Annotated in this window: 18 protein-coding genes; 13 read left to right on the top strand and 5 right to left on the bottom strand. The window is 64.4% G+C overall.

Annotated elements, in window-relative coordinates; all coding sequences use genetic code 11:
- The first annotated feature begins 169 nt into the window (after positions 1-169).
- On the top strand, positions 170-775 hold the full coding sequence (locus MEMAR_RS02595; RefSeq protein WP_143706307.1) for a cupredoxin domain-containing protein: 606 nt from the start codon (positions 170-172) through the stop codon (positions 773-775).
- Between the two features lie 46 nt (positions 776-821).
- Here MEMAR_RS02595 and MEMAR_RS02590 read toward each other — a convergent pair whose 3' ends face one another.
- Positions 822-2,153 (bottom strand): cobyrinate a,c-diamide synthase, encoded by a 1,332-nt coding sequence (locus MEMAR_RS02590; protein WP_011843375.1) that lies wholly within the window; start codon positions 2,151-2,153, stop codon positions 822-824.
- 132 nt (positions 2,154-2,285) lie between these two features.
- Between MEMAR_RS02590 and MEMAR_RS02585 the strand changes: the two genes are divergently transcribed.
- From MEMAR_RS02585 to MEMAR_RS02560, 6 genes are all read left to right on the top strand, one after another.
- Entirely contained in the window at positions 2,286-2,978 is a 693-nt protein-coding gene (locus tag MEMAR_RS02585; RefSeq protein WP_011843374.1) for an energy-coupling factor ABC transporter permease, read from the top strand.
- Positions 2,975-3,274: an energy-coupling factor ABC transporter substrate-binding protein gene (locus MEMAR_RS02580; RefSeq protein ID WP_011843373.1), complete on the top strand. Its 300-nt coding sequence runs from the start codon at positions 2,975-2,977 to the stop codon at positions 3,272-3,274. The genes MEMAR_RS02585 and MEMAR_RS02580 overlap by 4 nt, the downstream gene beginning before the upstream one ends.
- 32 nt (positions 3,275-3,306) lie before the next feature.
- The gene (gene cbiQ, locus MEMAR_RS02575) at positions 3,307-4,083 is read left to right on the top strand and encodes a cobalt ECF transporter T component CbiQ (RefSeq protein ID WP_011843372.1); all 777 of its coding nucleotides are present in this window, start codon (positions 3,307-3,309) and stop codon (positions 4,081-4,083) included.
- On the top strand, positions 4,080-5,288 hold the full coding sequence (locus tag MEMAR_RS02570; RefSeq protein WP_011843371.1) for an energy-coupling factor ABC transporter ATP-binding protein: 1,209 nt from the start codon (positions 4,080-4,082) through the stop codon (positions 5,286-5,288). The genes cbiQ and MEMAR_RS02570 overlap by 4 nt, the downstream gene beginning before the upstream one ends.
- A 91-nt stretch (positions 5,289-5,379) precedes the next feature.
- Positions 5,380-6,879: a pyruvate kinase gene (gene pyk, locus MEMAR_RS02565; RefSeq protein ID WP_011843370.1), complete on the top strand. Its 1,500-nt coding sequence runs from the start codon at positions 5,380-5,382 to the stop codon at positions 6,877-6,879.
- Between the two features lie 79 nt (positions 6,880-6,958).
- A complete protein-coding gene (locus tag MEMAR_RS02560; RefSeq protein WP_011843369.1) occupies positions 6,959-7,942 on the top strand; it encodes a cation diffusion facilitator family transporter in 984 nt (327 codons plus the stop codon).
- Between the two features lie 14 nt (positions 7,943-7,956).
- On the opposite strand, the gene MEMAR_RS02555 is transcribed toward MEMAR_RS02560, so the two are convergent.
- Together MEMAR_RS02555 and MEMAR_RS02550 are read right to left on the bottom strand one after the other, a co-directional pair.
- Positions 7,957-8,634 carry a hypothetical protein gene (locus MEMAR_RS02555; protein ID WP_011843368.1) on the bottom strand — a complete coding sequence of 226 codons (678 nt, stop codon included), beginning with the start codon at positions 8,632-8,634 and terminating at the stop codon, positions 7,957-7,959.
- 75 nt (positions 8,635-8,709) lie between these two features.
- Positions 8,710-9,261, bottom strand: coding sequence for a diacylglycerol/polyprenol kinase family protein (locus MEMAR_RS02550; RefSeq protein ID WP_011843367.1), 552 nt, complete (start codon positions 9,259-9,261; stop codon positions 8,710-8,712).
- Positions 9,262-9,360: 99 nt separating this feature from the next.
- Between MEMAR_RS02550 and MEMAR_RS02545 the strand changes: the two genes are divergently transcribed.
- Positions 9,361-10,623 carry a hypothetical protein gene (locus tag MEMAR_RS02545; RefSeq protein WP_011843366.1) on the top strand — a complete coding sequence of 421 codons (1,263 nt, stop codon included), beginning with the start codon at positions 9,361-9,363 and terminating at the stop codon, positions 10,621-10,623.
- On the opposite strand, the gene MEMAR_RS02540 is transcribed toward MEMAR_RS02545, so the two are convergent.
- Positions 10,601-10,867: a hypothetical protein gene (locus tag MEMAR_RS02540; protein WP_011843365.1), complete on the bottom strand. Its 267-nt coding sequence runs from the start codon at positions 10,865-10,867 to the stop codon at positions 10,601-10,603. The two genes, MEMAR_RS02545 and MEMAR_RS02540, sit on opposite strands and share 23 nt — an antisense overlap.
- 111 nt (positions 10,868-10,978) lie before the next feature.
- Here MEMAR_RS02540 and MEMAR_RS02535 point away from each other — a divergent pair, with 111 nt between their 5' ends.
- Complete coding sequence (locus MEMAR_RS02535) at positions 10,979-11,695, top strand: small multi-drug export protein (RefSeq protein WP_011843364.1); 717 nt, start codon at positions 10,979-10,981, stop codon at positions 11,693-11,695.
- A gap of 56 nt (positions 11,696-11,751) precedes the next feature.
- On the top strand, positions 11,752-12,582 hold the full coding sequence (locus MEMAR_RS02530) for a cache domain-containing protein (RefSeq protein ID WP_143706305.1): 831 nt from the start codon (positions 11,752-11,754) through the stop codon (positions 12,580-12,582).
- A 157-nt stretch (positions 12,583-12,739) separates the two neighbouring features.
- Here MEMAR_RS02530 and MEMAR_RS12420 read toward each other — a convergent pair whose 3' ends face one another.
- Positions 12,740-14,266, bottom strand: coding sequence for a PAS domain S-box protein (locus tag MEMAR_RS12420; protein ID WP_052291843.1), 1,527 nt, complete (start codon positions 14,264-14,266; stop codon positions 12,740-12,742).
- 242 nt (positions 14,267-14,508) lie between these two features.
- On the opposite strand from MEMAR_RS12420, the gene MEMAR_RS02520 reads away from it, so the two are divergent.
- The 3 genes from MEMAR_RS02520 (at position 14,509) to MEMAR_RS02510 (ending at position 17,101) form a co-directional block, all read left to right on the top strand.
- Positions 14,509-15,489 (top strand): DNA-methyltransferase, encoded by a 981-nt coding sequence (locus MEMAR_RS02520; RefSeq protein WP_011843361.1) that lies wholly within the window; start codon positions 14,509-14,511, stop codon positions 15,487-15,489.
- Positions 15,490-15,805: 316 nt separating this feature from the next.
- Positions 15,806-16,729: a DNA adenine methylase gene (locus MEMAR_RS02515; protein WP_048063730.1), complete on the top strand. Its 924-nt coding sequence runs from the start codon at positions 15,806-15,808 to the stop codon at positions 16,727-16,729.
- Positions 16,730-16,786: 57 nt separating this feature from the next.
- Positions 16,787-17,101, top strand: coding sequence for a transposase (locus MEMAR_RS02510; protein WP_011843359.1), 315 nt, complete (start codon positions 16,787-16,789; stop codon positions 17,099-17,101).
- Positions 17,102-17,458: the final 357 nt, after the last annotated feature.

Here is a 17,458-nt window from a genome sequence, read left to right as displayed (position 1 = left end):
TGTTTCGTCTCAGGGGATATGTTAAGGACCCGGCGCCCAAGGGGTTCGATGGGACAATTCAGATGCCGGGGCGGCCGGGCATGGTGCTGCTGCGACGGATTTAAACCGTGGATTTTGGTTTTTCAGCGGAGGGTAAAGTTTATCTACGCCAAGAAGCATCGTCCACCGCATGAAGAGGATGTTTGGTATCCTTGCTCTCATGGTGATTGCGAGCATCATGATTGCAGGGTGTGTGCAGCCAGCGGGCAACGAGACGGTGACACCCGGTACGACACCGGGACTCACCGAGACCCCGATGGAGACAGAAGAGGAGACGCCGGCAATGACAGAGACCCCAATGGAGACGGAGACCCCGATGGAGACCGAGACACCGATGGAGACAGAAACGCCGGCGGCAACCGCAACCACGATGACAATGGAGACGGAGACCCCGATGGAAACAGAAACACCGGCGGCAACCACAACGACCGTTGCCGCGGGAGTGACCGAAACCCCGCCGGGAACGCCGGCGGCCCTCGTCGCTGACGAGACCGTCTCCATCACCGAAAGCGGGTACGTGCCGGACACGCTCACCGTACCTGTCGGCACCACGGTGGGATGGACCAACGACGCTTCCACAAACCAGACCGTATCGGCGACCGGGGCAACCGGATTCTTCAACTCCGGGCTGCTTGCTCCGGGCGACTCCTATAGTTACACCTTCAACGGCGCAGACAACTACACCTACCAGTCGCAGACGACCGGGATTACCGGGACGATCATCGTCACCGCCTGACACCTTTTTTTTGCGCCGGCGGTCGTAGGGGAGCCGCGATGTCCCCTTACGTCCGCCGGTACGCTCCGGCCGCCTCGACCAGTCTTTCGGCGAAACCCTCCGGGAAGTAAGCATGGGTGTACTGCCCGACCGCGTTCTGCGCGATAAGCCCGTCCCGGCCGCCGTCGATCCCCCGGCCCCGGAGGAGTTCCAGGGCGAACCGGGCGTCACGGGCGCAATCGAGACGTGAATAGTGGAACTCGTGGCCCCGGAAGGCCGAGCCAGGGGCAAGGACCGGGGCGGCCCCGGCAACCCGGGCCTCGACGTACCCGAGGGCCTGGATGCGGCCCGTCATCTCCGTCGCCGCCGGGAGGACGCCGGCCATCGGGTGATCGCCCTCACCGGTCGTGAGCCGCTCGGTAAGGTAGACGAGCCCGCCGCACTCGGCATAGACGGGCATGCCGTCGTCGACCGCGCTGCGGACGTCTTCCCGGCACCGGGACGAGGAGAGCGCCTCCGCGTGGAGCTCCGGGTAGCCGCCCCCGAGGTAGAGGGCATCCGCATCCGGGAGCCGGTCGGTCATCGGCGAGAAGAAGACCGGTTCCGCCCCGGCCCGCACGAGCCGATCGAGGTTGTCCGCGTAGTAAAAACAGAACGCCGCATCACGGGCGACGCCGATCCGGACTTCCGCCTCCGGCAGGCCGGGGATCCCCGCCGGCGCCGGGAGGGGCGGGGCCGACCGGGCGAGGTCGATGATGCCGGAGAGATCGCACGTCTCCTCCACCACCGCGCCGAACCGCGCCATCATCCCCGTCTCAGCCGCCATCGCGAGCCCGAGGTGCCGGCTCTCGACCGCAAGGTCCGTTCGCCGCGGGATCCCTCCGTAGACCGGGAGGCTTTTCGTCTCCTCGATCATGGCAAGGTGGCGGGGGCTCCCGATCCGGTTGAGGATGGTTCCGGCGACCCGGACGGCCGGGTCGAACCCCGCGTAGCCCCGGATCATGGCATGGACGCTCCGCGACGCGCCCCCCGCGTCCACCACGAGGAGGACCGGGGCGTCGAGGATCTTCGCGACATGCGCCGTGCTCGCGGTATCGGTTCCTTCGAGCCCGTCGAAGAGCCCCATCGCACCCTCGACGACGGCGATGTCGGCCCCGGCAGTGGCCCGGACGAACGTCTCCCGCACCCCTGCCTCCCCCATCATGAACGGGTCGAGGTTGCGCGACGTCCGGCCGCAGATGGCTGAATGGTGCGTGGGATCGATGAAGTCCGGACCCACCTTGAAGGGCTGGACGGCAAGTCCCCGGGCGGCGAGCGCCGCCATCAGGCCGCTTGCAAGCGTGGTCTTGCCGCAGCCGCTGTGGGTTCCCGCGACGACAATCACTGGAATATGGCGCATAACGTTCCTGTAGTGTTGAATACCGCAGAAGATAAATATGACCGGAGATAACCAGGGTACATCAGATTAGTTTGCCTTAGGTAAACCATATTTGTTCTGCTCGTCTCTACGGCGGCAGCCACCGGTGATATCATGCACATCATGGAAGGATTCTTACCAAGCCCCTGGTGGGAGATCTGGATTCTCATCTCCCTGCCCTTCGTGGCCATTGGAGTGTACCAGCTGAACAGACTTGTGCGGGAGAGGCGGGAAACCCTGCCGCTCCTCGCGGTCGCAGGCGCCTTCGTCTTCGTCCTCTCCTCGCTCAAGATCCCCTCGTTCAACGGGAGTTGCTCCCATCCCACGGGGACGGGGCTCGGGGGTATCCTCTTCGGCCCCTGCATCGCCGCCGTCCTCGGGCTGATTGTCCTGGTCTTCCAGGCGGTCTTCCTCGCGCACGGCGGGATCACCACCCTCGGGGCAAACGTCTTCTCGATGGGGATCGCGGGGCCCGCCGTCGCCTACCTCGTCTATAAGGCCGGAACCCGGGCGGGCGCAAACACCTACGCGACGGTCTTCATCGCCGCAGCCCTCGCGGACCTCGTCACCTACGTCGTCACCTCGGTCCAGCTCGCGCTCGCCTTCCCGGGAACCGTCGGATTCCTCGGCGCATTCACGGCCTTCGCCGCGATCTTCGCCGTCACCCAGGTGCCGCTCGCCATCATCGAGGGCGCGATCATCATGCTCGTCTTCAAGTACATCGTCCAGCTCAAGCCCGAGATCCTCACGCGCTTAAACCTCCTCTCCGAGAGCACCGTCCAGAAACTCCGGGAGGCCGCGGCATGAAGTACGGCATGGAGCTTGCGGTCGCCGCGCTCATCGTCATCTTCGCCGCCGTCTTCCTCTTTCAGGACGCCGCGATACAGGCAACCCTCGGCGACGGGGAGGAAGCCTGGGGCGGGGCCGACGGCGAGGCCGCCGGACTCATCGAAGACTCCGGCTACGAGCCCTGGATCGAGCCCTTCTGGGAGCCCCCGAGCGGTGAGATCGAGTCGCTCCTCTTTGCCCTGCAGGCCGCCATCGGCGCCGTGATCATCGGTTACATCTTCGGCTACTGGCAGGGCAACAGGAAGGCCGCCTGATCTTTCCGGCAATCCCGTAAACAGGTGAAGGAATGTACGAGGTGCTCGAAGACTTTGCCCAGACGAACAACCTCCGGGAGACGAGTCCGGCCCTCAAACTCTTCATCGGGACTGCAAGCATCCTCCTCTGCGTCTCTTCGCACGCCCCCTTCGCGCCCCTGCTCGTCGCGGCCTCGATGAGCACCGCCGTCCTCGCCCTCGCGAAGATTCCGGCACGGTTCTACGCGAAGCTCCTCCTGGTGCCGGTCTCGTTTGCAGCGATGAGCATCGTCGTGGTTCTTTTCATCACCGGCGGCGGAGCGGTGCTCCTCGAGGTTCCCGATCTGCCCCTCGCAATCACGGCCGGCGGTGCGAACCTCGCGCTTCTCCTCCTCGCGCGGGTCTTCGGCGGGATGTGCTCGCTCTACTTCATCGCGCTCACGACGCCGATGACCGAGATCTTCGATATCCTCCGGAAACTCAGGGTTCCCGCCGTCCTCATCGACCTTGCCATGCTCACCTACCGGTTCATCTTCATCCTCATCGAGGAAGCAGGCCAGATCTACCGCTCGCAGGTGATGCGGCTCGGTTACGGGAGGTTCCGGGAGTCGGTGCGATCCTTCGGGATGCTCGGCGGAGCGCTCTTCATCAGAACCTGGGAGAGCGGCGAAGCCCTGGTCCTTGCGATGGATGCACGCTGCTACGACGGCAGGCTCGGCATCGCGGGCGAAACCCGGCAGATATCGGCTCCCGCGCTCGCGGGGGGTCTCCTCTACCTCTCGGCGGTCTTCGCCGTCTCGCTATCCACCGGGGGCCTGGTAATCGTATGACGACACCGCTGCTCGAAGCCGACAACATCGCCTACACCTACCAGAACGGCCCAACCGCGCTCGCCGGGGTGAGCGTCCGGATCGAGGCGGGCTCGAAGACCGCCCTCGTCGGGCCGAACGGAGCCGGGAAGTCGACGCTTCTTCTGATGCTCAACGGCATGCTCCGGCCGGCCTCGGGCGTGATCCGGTTCGACGGCCGGCCGCTCGCCTACGACAACCGGAGCCTTCGCGACCTCCGGCGGCGGGTCGGGTTCGTCTTCCAGAACCCCGACGTCCAGATAGTCGCCCCGACCGTTGAAGCGGACGTGGCCTTCGGGCCGGTGAACCTCGGCCTCCCCCCCGATGCCGTCCGGCAGGCGGTGCGGGACGCGCTCGGCTACGTCGGGCTCCGGGGCTACGAGAAGCGGCCGCCCCACCACCTCTCCGGCGGCGAGAAGAAACGGGTCGCCATCGCGGGCATCCTCGCGATGGAACCGGCGGTCCTCGTCTTCGACGAACCGACCTCCGCGCTCGACCCCGCAAGTTCGGAGGAGGTGATGGAACTCCTCGACGAACTCGCCTCCGGCGGCCGGACGGTACTCGTGTCCACCCACGATGTGGAGCTCGCCTACCGCTGGGCCGACTCGGTCGTTCTCATGGAACGGGGGAGCGTCCTCGCCCGGGGGCCGCCGGAGGAGGTCTTCTCCGACCACGCCCTCCTCGCAACCGCCAGGCTGAAACCCCCCGCCCTCCTCGACCTCTACAACGAACTCAACCTGCGCCGCGTCATCGACCGGGGTGTCCCCCCAAAAAGCGTGCTCGAGTTCACCGACCGGATCGAGCGGGCGATGCACGGCCACACCCCGGCAGGAGACGGGGGCGGGAGAATCTACCTCTGCAACGCCGACAGAACCGGGGGCGACGAGGTGCGGGCGCTCGTGGAGCACGGGACGGTCGACCACGTCGGGGCGATGGGCACCCGCGCGAAGGAGTTCGCCAACCGGGAACGGATCCTCCTCGACTACACCTACGGTGTCATCGACAAATGTATTCTAAAAGCCCTCATCGGGGAGAACTCGCTCATCATCACCACCGGAGGCATGGTCGAGCACGTCCATCGCCGTATCGGGGAGTACAGTGCCGAGAGCGGGCGGACACTCGCGGTGACACCGGTCAGGGAGCCGGAGGAGATCCCTCCTCCGAACGACGAGCGCATCCCCTCCTGACGGGCGTGCCGGCGCTCCAAACGTGTTTTTCCGGCATCCACCTGCCCCCCCGGGAGAAGGTTAATCCGGTGCCGATGCCCGAAGGGTACGTATGATGCTCGAAGAGGTGCTGCAACGGATATCCGAGCAGGCGAAACGGAAGCGGATGAGCCTGCCCGACCATAAAACAAAGATTGTCTGTACCATCGGGCCCGCATCGCGCTCCCGGGAGACGCTCTCCCGGATGCTCCTCGCCGGCATGAACGTCGCCCGGCTCAATCTCTCCCACGGATCGTTCGACGAGCACCGCGAGAACATCCGAAACATCCGTACCGCCGCGGAGGATACGGGGCTCCCGGTCACGATCCTGCTCGACCTGCCGGGGCCGAAGATCCGGATCGGCGATCTCGCATACGAGCCCCTGGAACTCCACAAAGGTGAGACCGTCACCCTCACGACCACCCCGGCGTCGAGCGATCCATCCCGGATCCCCGTCGACTTCGACCAGTTCCCGCAGCTGGTCTCGGAGGGGAGCACCATCTTCCTCAACGACGGGTTCCTCCAGCTCCAGGTCGATGAGGTTGCCGAGAACGAGGTCCGGGCGACGGTGGTCATCGGCGGCCCCCTCCTCTCGCGCAAGGGGATGAGTCTCGTCGGCGGCGGGGGGATCGTCGCCCTCAGCGCCGTGACCGACCGGGACCTCGAGTGCATCGAGTTCGGGCTTGCCGAAGGGCTTGACACCTTCAGTATCTCCTTCATCGAGCGGGCGGAGGACATCCTGAAAGCACGGGAGTATGCCGCCCGATCCGGGAAGTCCATCAAAGTGATCGCCAAGATCGAGCGGCAGGAAGCGCTCGCAAACCTCGACGAGATCCTCCGGGAGACCGACGGGGTCATGATCGCCAGGGGCGATCTCGGTGTCCAGACACCCATCGAGGAGGTCCCCGCGGTGCAGAAGCGGATCATCCAGAAAGCCAACATTCTCGGCCGGCCGGCGATCACCGCCACCCAGATGCTGATGTCGATGACCGACAACATCCGGCCCACCCGGGCGGAGGTGACCGACGTCGCGAACGCCATCCTCGACGGCACCGACGCTGTCATGCTCTCCGAGGAGACGTCGATCGGGAAGTACCCGGTCGAGACGGTCGCAATGATGGCGAAAATCGCCCGGTCGACCGAGGAGAAGCGCTCCCTTGTCGGGGCCGGGTGCAGCCCGCTCGACTACTTCCGGCGCGGAAAGGGGCGCGAGGAGATCACCGTCAACGACGTCGTCTCGCTAAACGTCATCGAGGCGCTGGACGCGCTCGGCATCCACTACGTGCTGACCCCCACCCGCTCCGGGAGCACCCCGAGGAACATCTCCCGGTTCAAGCCCGGGGCGTGGATCCTCGCGTTCACCCGGAACCCGAGCACCTTCAAGTTCCTGGCGTTCTCCTACGGGGTAAGCCCGTTCCTGATCCGGAGCGAGAAGGAGTACTGGCACGGGGCGATCCTCGACTCGATCCGGGACTCGGGGTTGATCTCGCCCGGTGAGCGCGTGGTGCTGACCGAGGGGGTATCTCCCGGACGCGAGGGGACCGATTCGCTCATCATCCTCACGGTCGATTGAGGGGGCTGCCGGTTGCACCTCCCGGGAAGCCTCCGGCACGCAAACCCTATCCCGGAGAAGGGTTAACCACTCATCAGGTATGGAGGCGGTCATTCCGGGAGAACAGGAGAGTGCGCTCAAAGAAAAGACCGCACGTCTCTCGGTCGCGTCGAACACGCTTCTCGTCGCGGCGAAACTCGCCGTCGGCGTATCCATCGGATCGGTGGGGATCATCTCCGAGGCGATTCACTCCGCCATCGACTTGATAGCCGCAACCATCGCCTATTTCTCGGTTCGCCAGTCGGCCCGGCCGCCCGACGAGTGCCACACCTTCGGGCACGGGAAGTACGAGAGCATATCGGGGCTTCTTGAAGCGGTCCTGATCCTCGCGGCGGCTCTCCTGATCATCAACGAAGCGGCGAGAAACCTCCTCGGTGGCGAGGAGACGCTGAACGTCGAGGGGCTCGGGCTCGGTATCGCCGTCATGCTGCTCTCGGCCGGGGTAAATTTCTACGTCTCCTCCCGGTTGATGACGGTGGCGAAGAAGACCGAATCGATCGCGCTCGAGAGCGACGCCTGGCACCTCCGGACGGACGTCTACACCTCCGCCGGGGTCGTCGTAGGGCTCGTCCTGATCCGGGTGACCGGTCTTGTGGTGCTCGACTCGCTCATCGCGCTCGCGGTCGCCGCCATCATCCTCCGGGCGGCCTTCGACCTCATCCGGCGCTCGTTCGAAGATCTCGTCGACAGGAGCCTCCCCGCCGACGAGGAGAACCGGATCCGGGAGATCATCAGCGGGCACTGCACGGACGCCATCGGTTTTCACCGGCTCCGGACCCGCCGATCGGGACCGAACCGGTTCGTGGATTTTCACCTGGTCGTCCCGCGGACCGCAACCCTCGAAGAGGCGTACGGAGTCGTGAAGCGCGTGGAGGCCGACGTCAAGCAGGAGTTCCCCCGGACGAACGTCACGATCCGGGTTCAGCCCTGCACCGGCGAGGACTGTTCCGATTGCGGGATCTTCACCACCTGCCCGGAGTGCAACCGGCTCGAGCATTGCGGGCGGGAAAAAGAGCGGGAGTAAAAGACCGGGGGACCTTACCGCCAGGAGAAGAGGCCGCGAACCTGCATCTCTTCGCTCGCAAGAACTCTCAGCCGGTCCTGCTCCTGCTCGATCGTCCGGACCTGCTCCTGGAGCATCGCCCGGGTTGCGTCGTCGCAGGTGCAGTTTCCAATCAGGTATCCGAGTTCCGCGGCCCGCTCCCGGTTCCGTTGCGCCTCCTCCTCGATCAACCGGGCGGCTTCTGCATCGCCGCCGAAGAGGAACCGCATGAACCCGTGCCGGGCCCGGATCTGCTCCTCGGCCTCAAAAGTCTTCTGGACCGAGTTGTTGATCTCCCGGGCGATGGCGGAGACGTTCTCCCCTATGCCGCCGGTCCGGTTCTCAGCGCCGAGCAGGGCGTGGACTGCGAGCCGGACACGGTTCCGGTCGGGGACATCCTCTCCCCACCGTGGGCTCGTATTCTCCGAAGCCCGCACCCGGTCCCCGGCGGTCTCGTTCTCTCCTGTCCTCACCCGTTGCCTGTCAGGGACGTTCTCTTCCGCGCGGAGGGTTGTATTCTCCTCCGCCCCCACCCACTGCTCTCCTCCCGGTGTCGTGTTCGTCTCGCTGTTCCCGACCTGCTCTCCCCCCAGGCTGCCGTTCCCGGGAGCGGCGGCCGCGAACCCGGGGAGGAGGAGGAAGACGATCATGACTGCTGCAATGATGCGTTTCATCGATCTTCACCTCTGGTGGAAGAGAGATCGGGAACGGACGTATATACAATAATTGAACCGGGCGGTTCAACGCATTCAGAGCAGCAGCGTGAGGGCGATGCAGGCCACGACCGGGACGACGAGATTGTCGTCCACGGGGCTCGCCAGTTCGGCGACGGCCGCGGCTGCCGCGGTCGGGAGGGCTACCCCGGGCGGGACGAGGAGCGAGAGCACGATCGCCGTCGCCGCGAACCCGGCGAGTGTGCCTTCGAGCGATTTGTGATTATAGGCCCGGATTCTGCCGAACCGGACGCCGGCAAGGGTGGTGACGCTGTCGAGGAGCGAGAGCACGACGAGCCCCATGAAGGCGACCTCTTGTGCAAAGAAGGCGATACAGAAGAGAGCGCCGAGCGCGAAGAAGAGCGCTCCTTTCCCGGGGGCGGCGTCGCGTCGCTCGAGACCGGCGATGATCGGCGAGACGACCGGAATGGTGTAGCCCCGGGAGATGGCGTCGGAGAGGATGAACCCCGCGAAGAGAGCGAGCACGAGGACGGAGAGGACGAGATCGCGGTCGAAGAGGAGGACGAAACCTGCAATCCCGAGACCGAAGATGAGGTGGACGACCTGCCGGAGCGACTCGTGCATCATTCCAGAGGTTGGCGCGGAACCGGTTAAACCCTCTGTCGGCGAATGCGGATCACGGCGATTAAGTAGCCGTGGAGCGCATAATTTACCGGGAGGTGATGGATGGAGCCTTCAGCCTACACCGGAAAGAACGCCGCCGAGGCCAGGGATATGGACGCCGTGGCCCGATTTTACGTCAAATGCGCCCTCTGGCTCGGGGCGCACGATCAGGTGTTCGTGGATGCCTATTTCGGCCCGGCGGCGGTGCGGGACGAGGCGCTCATGGTCACGGTCCCGCCGGACCGCATCGCCGGGTACGCCGCGGACCTCCTTGCCACCCTGGACAGGATCGACCCCGACCGTCTGGAAGGCGCAGGACGCATGCGCCACACCCATCTCCGGGAGATGATCCGGGCGCTCGAAGCCCGTGCCGGAATCCTCGCGGGGGAGAGCACCACCTTCAATGCCGAGACCGAGGCGCTCTACGGGGTCGCGGCGCAGGAAGACGACCCTGCCTGGTACGACGACCTCCATGCAGCGCTCGATGCCAGTCTTCCCGGAAACGGCGACCTTCCCGTTCGTTACCGGGCGTTCATGGACTCGTTCGTCATCCCGTCCGGCCGGCTGGAACCGGTTTTTGCGGCAGCATTTGCCGAAAGCCGCCGCAGGACGGCTGAACGCTTGCCGCTCCCGGCAGGGGAGCGGCTCGAGATCGGCTACGCCGCCGGGGAGCCGTGGGAAGCGTATATCCGCTACCTCGGGGACGGGGCGAGCCTTATCCGGGTGAACGCCGATCTGCCGGTCACCGTCGACCGGGCACTTGCCTACGCCTGCCACGAGGGCTACCCCGGCCGCCACACGATGCGGGTGATCCGGGAGGCGGCACTCGTCCGTGCCCGGGGCTGGATCGAGCACGCGGTCGTCACCCTCGCGTCGCCGCTCGCGACGGTCGCCGAAGGGGCCGCCGTGCTCGGGGAGGAGATGATCTTCCCCGCTCCCGAGCGGGCGCGGTTCTTCGAGGAGGTTCTCTTCCCCCAGGCCGGGTTCGAGACGGCGGATGCTGCTCTCTTCGATGCGGTCGTTACCGCGTCCGCGGCCCTGAACCTCACGGGAAACGCCCGGGTGGCCCGCGGGTACCTCGGCGGTGCGCTGCCGCGGGAGGAGGCGTCCCTGCTCCTCCAGAACGTCCTGCTCCTCGATCCGAAAGCAGCACAGGCGCGTATCCGGTTCATCGAGGAGTCCCGGGCGTACCCGGTGGCCCTGAACGAGGGCTACCGGATCGTCCGGGACTACGTCGGGGACGGTCCGGACCGGTGGGAACGCTTCATTCACGCCCTCACCGATCCGCTGCTGCCCGGCGAACTCACCTCGAACGACAGTCCCTGATGAACGACCGGGCCTCTTCGTCGGTGATCGCGTAGGTCGCCTGGGCATCGAGCGCAGCGACACGGAGGACCACCGCGACATCGTCGAGGCGCCGCTTGTGGTCGCCGCGAACGTGCTTTCTCACCTCGCGCAGGGTCTCGAGCGCGGTCGCGACGTTCGCGATCGTGCACAAGGCGCTCTCCCGGGTGCCGGCATCGACAACGGGGAGGGCACGAGGCGACCGGGTGACGGGGACAGGGGTCATGCTACCTATCCTTGCACTTCATGAACATGAACCTGCTGGAACCTCTGCAGATAACGTATTAACCCCAAAACCCCAATCTGAATTGAGTATCTCCCGGCCGGAGATCGACCCATGAGCGCGGACGATACGACCAATATTCCGAGGCCGGAGGGCTACAAGGCCCTCCTCGCAAACCCCTACCTTACCGGCCCCATAAAATTCGTCCTCCCGATCGTCATTGCCCTGGCCATTTTTGCGGCGCTCTACCTGATCGAGCCCTACCAGCAGTTCCTCGTCATCTCGGGGCTGCTCGCCGCCTACTTCGTCCCCCCGGCCGGGAAGGAGTCGATCATCCCCATCGCGATCGTGATGGGCTACCCCTGGTGGCTCGTCACCCTCGCGATCTTCCTCCTCGACGTGGCCGTCTCCCTCTTCGTTGTCTGGAACTTCGATCTGGCGCTGAAGATCCCGCTTATCGGTCGGGTGCTCGAGAGCGGGATGACGGCGGGCCGGAACTACACCGATGCCCGGCCCTGGATCCGGCGATTCTCAACGATCGGGCTTGTCCTCTTCGTATTTTTCCCGCTCCAGGGAACCGGAGCGATGAACGGGGCAATCGTCGGGCGGCTGCTGGGGCTGGAGAAGGCCCGGGTCTTTGCCTGCGTATGCACCGGGTCGCTTGCCTCCAGCCTCATCATCGCCTTCGGCTCCGACGTGCTCCTGGACGTCTACCAGCAGAATCACGCGCTCGGAATCGGCATCCTGGCCGCGATCGTCGTTGCGGTTCTCGCCGCCGTCGCCGGCCTGAAACTGCGCGAGAAACGCCTCCGGGAACGCTCGCCCCGGTGACGGGAATAGCAGAACTTATGCTTTCCGGCATCCTTTCCTTTTTTCAGGGAATCCTGATGAGTTCTTACGTATATGTATGCATCATCGCCGCCCTGGCGATCCTGGTCGCCGGTTGCGTGGCGGATCAGCCGGCGGCGACGAATGCCGCCGCGGTCGACGGAGACGCTGCGGCACTCCTCATCCGCCTGCAGTCAGATATCACCGCGGCGCTCGAGGATCTTGACGACCGCCTGGCGTACGCCGCATACGACCTCAGGGAGACCGATCTCTCCGGCGACGACGCCCACGCAATCCTCGCGAACCTCTCCGCCACCGATCCGTCGATCGTCGACTGTACGGTTAGTGACGCAGACGCCACGATCATCACCGTCGAACCGGCGGCGTACCGCGGCGTCGAGGATACGGAGATCCAGAACCAGAGCCACGTCCGGCACATCCTCGCGACGAAGCGGCCGATGATGAGCGAGATGATCACGGTCGCGGAAGACATCCCGGCGACGGTCATCATCGCGCCGATCTTTACGAACGAGAGCCGGTTCACCGGGTTCGCCTCCATCGTCTTCCGGCCGGAGGACCTGATCGCAGGCGTCGCCGGCCCGGCGGCGAACGGCACCCCGTACCAGGTGATGGTCATCCAGACGGACGGACGGGTGCTCTACGATACCGACCCAACCCAGATCGGGAAGATGACGTTTGAAGACCCGCTCTACGCCGACTACCCGGACCTGCTCGACGTGGCCCGCCGGGTCGCCGGCGAGCGTTACGGCACCGCGGCATACGGGTTTGCCGCCGACGGCGGGCAGGCGGTGCAGAAGGAGATTACCTGGACGACGGCCGGGCTCCACGGGGTTGAGTGGAGAGTGGCGGTGATCCGGGCGGTCGAGTAGAGGGGAGAGGCACTCAGGATCTCGCTCCTCTACAGTCACGTTCACTGCTCGTGGGCGACGATACCAACGGCGTGATCTACCGGGTATCCTGCGCGGGAGCGAACAACACGACGGGCGGGCAGGTGCACCCGTGGGAGCGGGCCTCACTTTCCCGCTCTCACGGCCGCGCCGGCACGCTGTCCGCTTCCCTGAGCAGGAAGACAAACGCCGCCCCCTCTTCCGGATGCCCGGGCACCCGGTCTTCCACCCAGATCCGACCGCCGTAGCGATCGATGAGGATCTGCACGAGGTACAGCCCGAGCCCCTCGCCCACGCCCCGCTGCTTCCTCTCGTAGCGGTGAAAGATCTCCTCTTTCTGGTCGTCCGGGACGCCCCGGCCGGTATCCGCGACCGTCACCAGCACCTCGCCGTTCTGCTCTTCGACCCGGACGATTACGGCGACGCCGGGGCCGCCGTGCTTGACGGCGTTGCCGATCAGGTTCGTGAAGACCTCGCAGAGGAGATCGTCGGCAACGACTTCGCACAATGCACCCTCGTAGGTGATGGGGACGGCCGGAAAGTGGTCGATCTCGGTTCGAATAACCGCATCGAGGTCGACCGACCGGAGCTCGGGCGGTCCTGCGTGAATCCGCCGGATCTTGGAGACGATGCCGAGGATCTCGATGCTCTTTGCTATGCTTCGCTTCAGGTTCACCACGTATACAGCCGCCTCGCCTCTTATGGAGTCGACAAGCAGCTCGGCGTAAAGGTTCGAGACGTTCTCGGTGTTCCCGATGTCGTGGGTCAGGATATCCAGGTAGAGGTTCGTCTCCCGGTGAGCGGACTCGAGATCCCGGTGTACCCGGGCGAGCTCCACCTCGGCCTCCTTCCGCCCGGTGATGTCGCGGACGATGCCGCCCCGGTAGAGCGGCCGGCCGCCGGGATCACAGATCACCATGAGGTGATCCTCAAGCCAGCGGTATTCCCCGTTTTTCGTCAGAAACCGGTATATGAGGAGCCCTTTCCCTGAGGCGGCAGCAGCGTTCAGTTCCGCCTCGACCGGCGGGCGGTCGTCGGGATGGATGCGCTCCATGACCTCCTCAAGGTTCACCGCGCTCATCTCCTCCGGGGTGAAACCGAGGATCTCCTCGATGGCCGGGCTAATGTAGTCATAGCGGTCCGCCCGGAGGTTGCGCCGGTAGGCCGCATCGAGCGAGTTTTCGAGGACCGCACGGAACCGACCCTCGCTCTCCCGGAGAGCCTCCTCTGCCCGCTTGCGCTCCGAATCGTCGTAAACGTAACCCTGGGTCTCGAGCAGCTCGCCATCCGCGCTGAAGTATCCGACCACGTTCTCCACGACGTGAAGGCGGGTCCCGTCCCGGCGCTTCCGGATCCGGCCCTCGTTCTCGACTTTTCCGTCCCTCTGCAGGCGTGCGAGGAGCGTCTCGCGGTCACGGGGATCCTCATAGAGCTCCAGGATATTGGTACCCAGTGCACCTTCTATGGAAGCAAACCCGAACATCCTGACGAACGCCGGGTTGCAGGCGAGTATCAGGCCATCCGCGTCGGTGAGGAAGTCCCCGGTAAGATCGTCCTCGAAGAGCCGCCGGTAACGTTTCTCGCTCTCCTGGAAGGCGTCCTTTACGGACTGCAGCACGGCGTTTTCGTGCCGGAGCGCCTCGTTCTCGGCCAGGATGGCTGCCATGCGTTCATGAGCCACCCGCTCCGGCGCTGCGGTGTGTAACGCACTCCCTGGGTCCTCCGAATGTGCCACTATCCAAACTCCCGGGCTGTTGTACTGCTGGTAGTCAGGTTTGCGTTTGCCTCAATTGTATTAATGCCACCTCCCGGCGGCGGGCCGCACGAACCGGGAGAGGCGCGGGGCCATAACGAGTATCTTATGTTCCTACGACCAACGTGAATACGTTGGAGCCTGCAGGGAAAACCATGAGGTCCGAGGAGATCAACGGCAACATATTCTACAACGGCGACTGCATCGCGGGGGCAAGAGCGCATATCCCCGACGACTCGGTCGACCTGATCGTCACCGACCCTCCCTACGGCATCAACGGCGACCGGTTGCACCAGCACTACAACCGTGACGAGGCGTTCGTCGTCGACGGCTACGTCGAGGTCCCCGCATCCGATTACGGGGAGTTCAGCCAGAGGTGGATCCAGGAAGCCGAACGGATATTAAGGCCGGGCGGGTCGATCTACATCGTCTCGGGCTACACGAACCTCTACCACATCCTCCACGCGCTGCGCGGAACGCACCTTCGCGAGGTCAACCATATTATCTGGCGCTACAGTTTCGGCGTCTACACGAGCAGAAAGTACGTCTCCTCCCACTACCACGTCCTCTTCTACGAAAAACCGGGCGGCGATCGGACGTTCAACCTGGAGTCGCGCTACGGAACAGGGGAGCGGGGGCCGAAGAACGGGTCGCTGAACTACCGCGACCGTGAGGACGTCTGGTGCATCAACCGCGAGTACAAACCGGGACAGGCGAAGAACAAGAACGAACTGCCGACGGAACTGCTCGTAAAGATGATCCAGTACAGCAGCAACGAAGGCGATCTCGTCTGTGATATGTTCCTCGGCGGATTTACGACCGCAAAGGTGGCCGTCGGCCTCAACCGCCGGGCAACCGGGTTCGAGATCTCGGAGCGGGTCTTCGACCTGAAGATCGCAGAACTGCGGGATACCCGACCGGGCTGGCTGCTTTCCACGCTCCGGACACCGGAGACCGGGGAGCCGGCGAACCGGGGCAGACCCTGGACGGAGACCGACCGCGAGATCCTGGTCTCCCGGTTCGCCGCACTCATCGAGTCCGGCGAGACGAAGAAGAGGGCGGTCGAGATCCTGGGAAGTGAACTCGGCCGGGGCCGGTGGGCAATCGAGAAGATGCTGAAAAAACGGTCAGATTGAACTGCTTGCCACAATCTCTGGATAACTCCCGATTACCAATAGAAGTCAGTGACGTGGCCTCACGCGAAGACGCGAAGGCGCGAAGTCTGGATGGGTACTGATGGACTCCTTCGCGTTCTTCGCGTCTTCGCGTGAATCGCCGACATATAGATAATCCGGAGGGGATTCGCCCTCCGAGGGAGTGGTTTAACAAAGCCCAAAAGCAGGGCGCTCGGACGGGCGGCAACGGTGCCTGAAACCAATGCGGGATACAGGCAACGCTAATGCCCTTCAAGACCAACCTTTCCTGCAGCATTCACCCCGATGGAAGAGATCGATGGCAACACGCACCGCACGACCGTTCCTCAAGTGGGCAGGCGGGAAAGCGCAACTGCTCGATGCGTTCACCGCGAGGGTTCCGCGGGAACTCGCCGAGGGGACCCTTCCGGTCTTCGTCGAACCGTTCATGGGCGGCGGGGCGGTCTATTTTCACTTCAACAGCACCTTTGCGTTCAGGGAGTGCCACCTCTTCGACATCAACGAGGAACTTGTCCTCGCCTACAGCGTCGTAAAAAACGACGTCTCCGGCCTTATTGAATATCTACGCGACGTCGAGGAAAAATTTCTCTCAAAAGACGATTCGGGGCGGAGGGAGTATTACTACGCCGTCCGGGACACGTTCAACCGCGAGAGAAAGGAGGTCGATTTTACCAGGTACGGCGAAGCGTGGGTCGAACGGGCGGGACGGTTCATCTTCCTCAACAGGACGTGCTTCAACGGCCTCTTCCGGGTGAACTCCCGGGGCGGGTTCAACGTCCCGTTCGGCAGGTACAAAAAGCCGAAGATCCTGCACGAAGAGGTGCTCCGCGCCGACTCGCTCGCGTTCCGGAACACGACCATCCATCTAGGCGACTTCACGCAGGCGGAGCCGTATATCTCCGAAAGCACCTTCGTCTACTTCGACCCGCCCTACCGGCCGCTGAACCGGACGTCGTCGTTCACGCAGTACTCGAAGAACAGGTTCTCCGACGAGGAGCAGAGGCGTCTGGCGGAGTTTTACGCATGCTGCGACGCAAAGGGCGCGAGGCTCATGCTGAGCAACTCCGATCCGAAGAACGCCGACCCGGAAGACGGGTTCTTCGACGACCTCTACGCCGGCTACCGTATCGACCGCGTTCCGGCAAGGAGGGCAATCAACTGCGACGGGACGAAACGGGGAGAGGTTCGCGAGATCATCGTCATGAACTACCGTCCGGCGTGATCCCGGGAGACGGAACCGTCCCAAAACTATAAGGTTTCGCCGGCGTATGCGACGCACATGACGTTTAGGGAGATCGACGACGACCTCTGGGGGATCGTCCGTAGACATCTCCCGCCCCAGAAACCCCACATAGGAAGGCCACGGCGCGACCCCCGGAACCTCTTCAACGGTGTTCTCTACGTCCTCACCACCGGGTGCGCCTGGAGCGACGTGCCGGCAAAGTACGGGACGAAATCGACGGTGCACCGCTACCACCTCGAACTCTGCAGGCGGGGGGCGTACGAGGCAATCTTCCTCGATCTCCTCCGGTCGGGCTACGAGTTCCGGAAGAAGGAAAGCGCCGCGGCGGATCTTGCGGCTTCCACAGCGTAGAATATGTGGTTCCAACCGCCTGCGGAATAGCGTGACGTTCAGTATTCCACAGATCTCTTCGCGTTCTTCGCGGCTCGCACCTGCGGTGCTCATGCTCCGGGCCGGATGGAACGTCGCGGCTCGCACCTGCGGTGCTCATGCTCCGGGCCGGATGGACCGTCGCGGCTCGCACCTGCGGTGCTCATGCTCCGGTTCTAACGAACCATCGCACTTCGAAGACCTTCGGTCTTCTCAAACTCCGGATGCCCCATCCGTCGCACTTCGCGGCTTCGCGCTCTTCGCGTGAGATCTCGGCACTACGCCTACCGTCACCTCACGCGAAGGCGCGAAGAACGCGAACTCCGGTGTCCGGGTGTT

It is taken from the genome of Methanoculleus marisnigri JR1 (genome assembly GCF_000015825.1).
Taxonomy (GTDB): domain Archaea; phylum Halobacteriota; class Methanomicrobia; order Methanomicrobiales; family Methanoculleaceae; genus Methanoculleus; species Methanoculleus marisnigri.
Note: the sequence above shows the minus strand (reverse complement) of the source record. Positions and strands in the feature narration are given on the sequence as shown.

Excerpts from the sequence above, each read along its gene's own strand:
- MEMAR_RS02520 (WP_011843361.1), top strand. The coding sequence starts at position 14,509 with ATGAGGTCCGAGGAGATCAACGGCAACATATTCTACAACGGCGACTGC.
- pyk (WP_011843370.1), top strand. The coding sequence starts at position 5,380 with ATGATGCTCGAAGAGGTGCTGCAACGGATATCCGAGCAGGCGAAACGG.
- MEMAR_RS02595 (WP_143706307.1), top strand. The coding sequence starts at position 170 with ATGAAGAGGATGTTTGGTATCCTTGCTCTCATGGTGATTGCGAGCATC.
- MEMAR_RS02510 (WP_011843359.1), top strand. The coding sequence starts at position 16,787 with ATGACGTTTAGGGAGATCGACGACGACCTCTGGGGGATCGTCCGTAGA.
- MEMAR_RS02540 (WP_011843365.1), bottom strand. The coding sequence starts at position 10,867 with ATGACCCCTGTCCCCGTCACCCGGTCGCCTCGTGCCCTCCCCGTTGTC.
- MEMAR_RS02545 (WP_011843366.1), top strand. The coding sequence starts at position 9,361 with ATGGAGCCTTCAGCCTACACCGGAAAGAACGCCGCCGAGGCCAGGGAT.
- MEMAR_RS02590 (WP_011843375.1), bottom strand. The coding sequence starts at position 2,153 with ATGCGCCATATTCCAGTGATTGTCGTCGCGGGAACCCACAGCGGCTGC.
- MEMAR_RS02535 (WP_011843364.1), top strand. The coding sequence starts at position 10,979 with ATGAGCGCGGACGATACGACCAATATTCCGAGGCCGGAGGGCTACAAG.
- MEMAR_RS02580 (WP_011843373.1), top strand. The coding sequence starts at position 2,975 with ATGAAGTACGGCATGGAGCTTGCGGTCGCCGCGCTCATCGTCATCTTC.
- cbiQ (WP_011843372.1), top strand. The coding sequence starts at position 3,307 with ATGTACGAGGTGCTCGAAGACTTTGCCCAGACGAACAACCTCCGGGAG.
- MEMAR_RS02555 (WP_011843368.1), bottom strand. The coding sequence starts at position 8,634 with ATGAAACGCATCATTGCAGCAGTCATGATCGTCTTCCTCCTCCTCCCC.
- MEMAR_RS02560 (WP_011843369.1), top strand. The coding sequence starts at position 6,959 with ATGGAGGCGGTCATTCCGGGAGAACAGGAGAGTGCGCTCAAAGAAAAG.
- MEMAR_RS12420 (WP_052291843.1), bottom strand. The coding sequence starts at position 14,266 with ATGGCAGCCATCCTGGCCGAGAACGAGGCGCTCCGGCACGAAAACGCC.
- MEMAR_RS02550 (WP_011843367.1), bottom strand. The coding sequence starts at position 9,261 with ATGATGCACGAGTCGCTCCGGCAGGTCGTCCACCTCATCTTCGGTCTC.
- MEMAR_RS02570 (WP_011843371.1), top strand. The coding sequence starts at position 4,080 with ATGACGACACCGCTGCTCGAAGCCGACAACATCGCCTACACCTACCAG.
- MEMAR_RS02585 (WP_011843374.1), top strand. The coding sequence starts at position 2,286 with ATGCACATCATGGAAGGATTCTTACCAAGCCCCTGGTGGGAGATCTGG.
- MEMAR_RS02530 (WP_143706305.1), top strand. The coding sequence starts at position 11,752 with ATGAGTTCTTACGTATATGTATGCATCATCGCCGCCCTGGCGATCCTG.
- MEMAR_RS02515 (WP_048063730.1), top strand. The coding sequence starts at position 15,806 with ATGGCAACACGCACCGCACGACCGTTCCTCAAGTGGGCAGGCGGGAAA.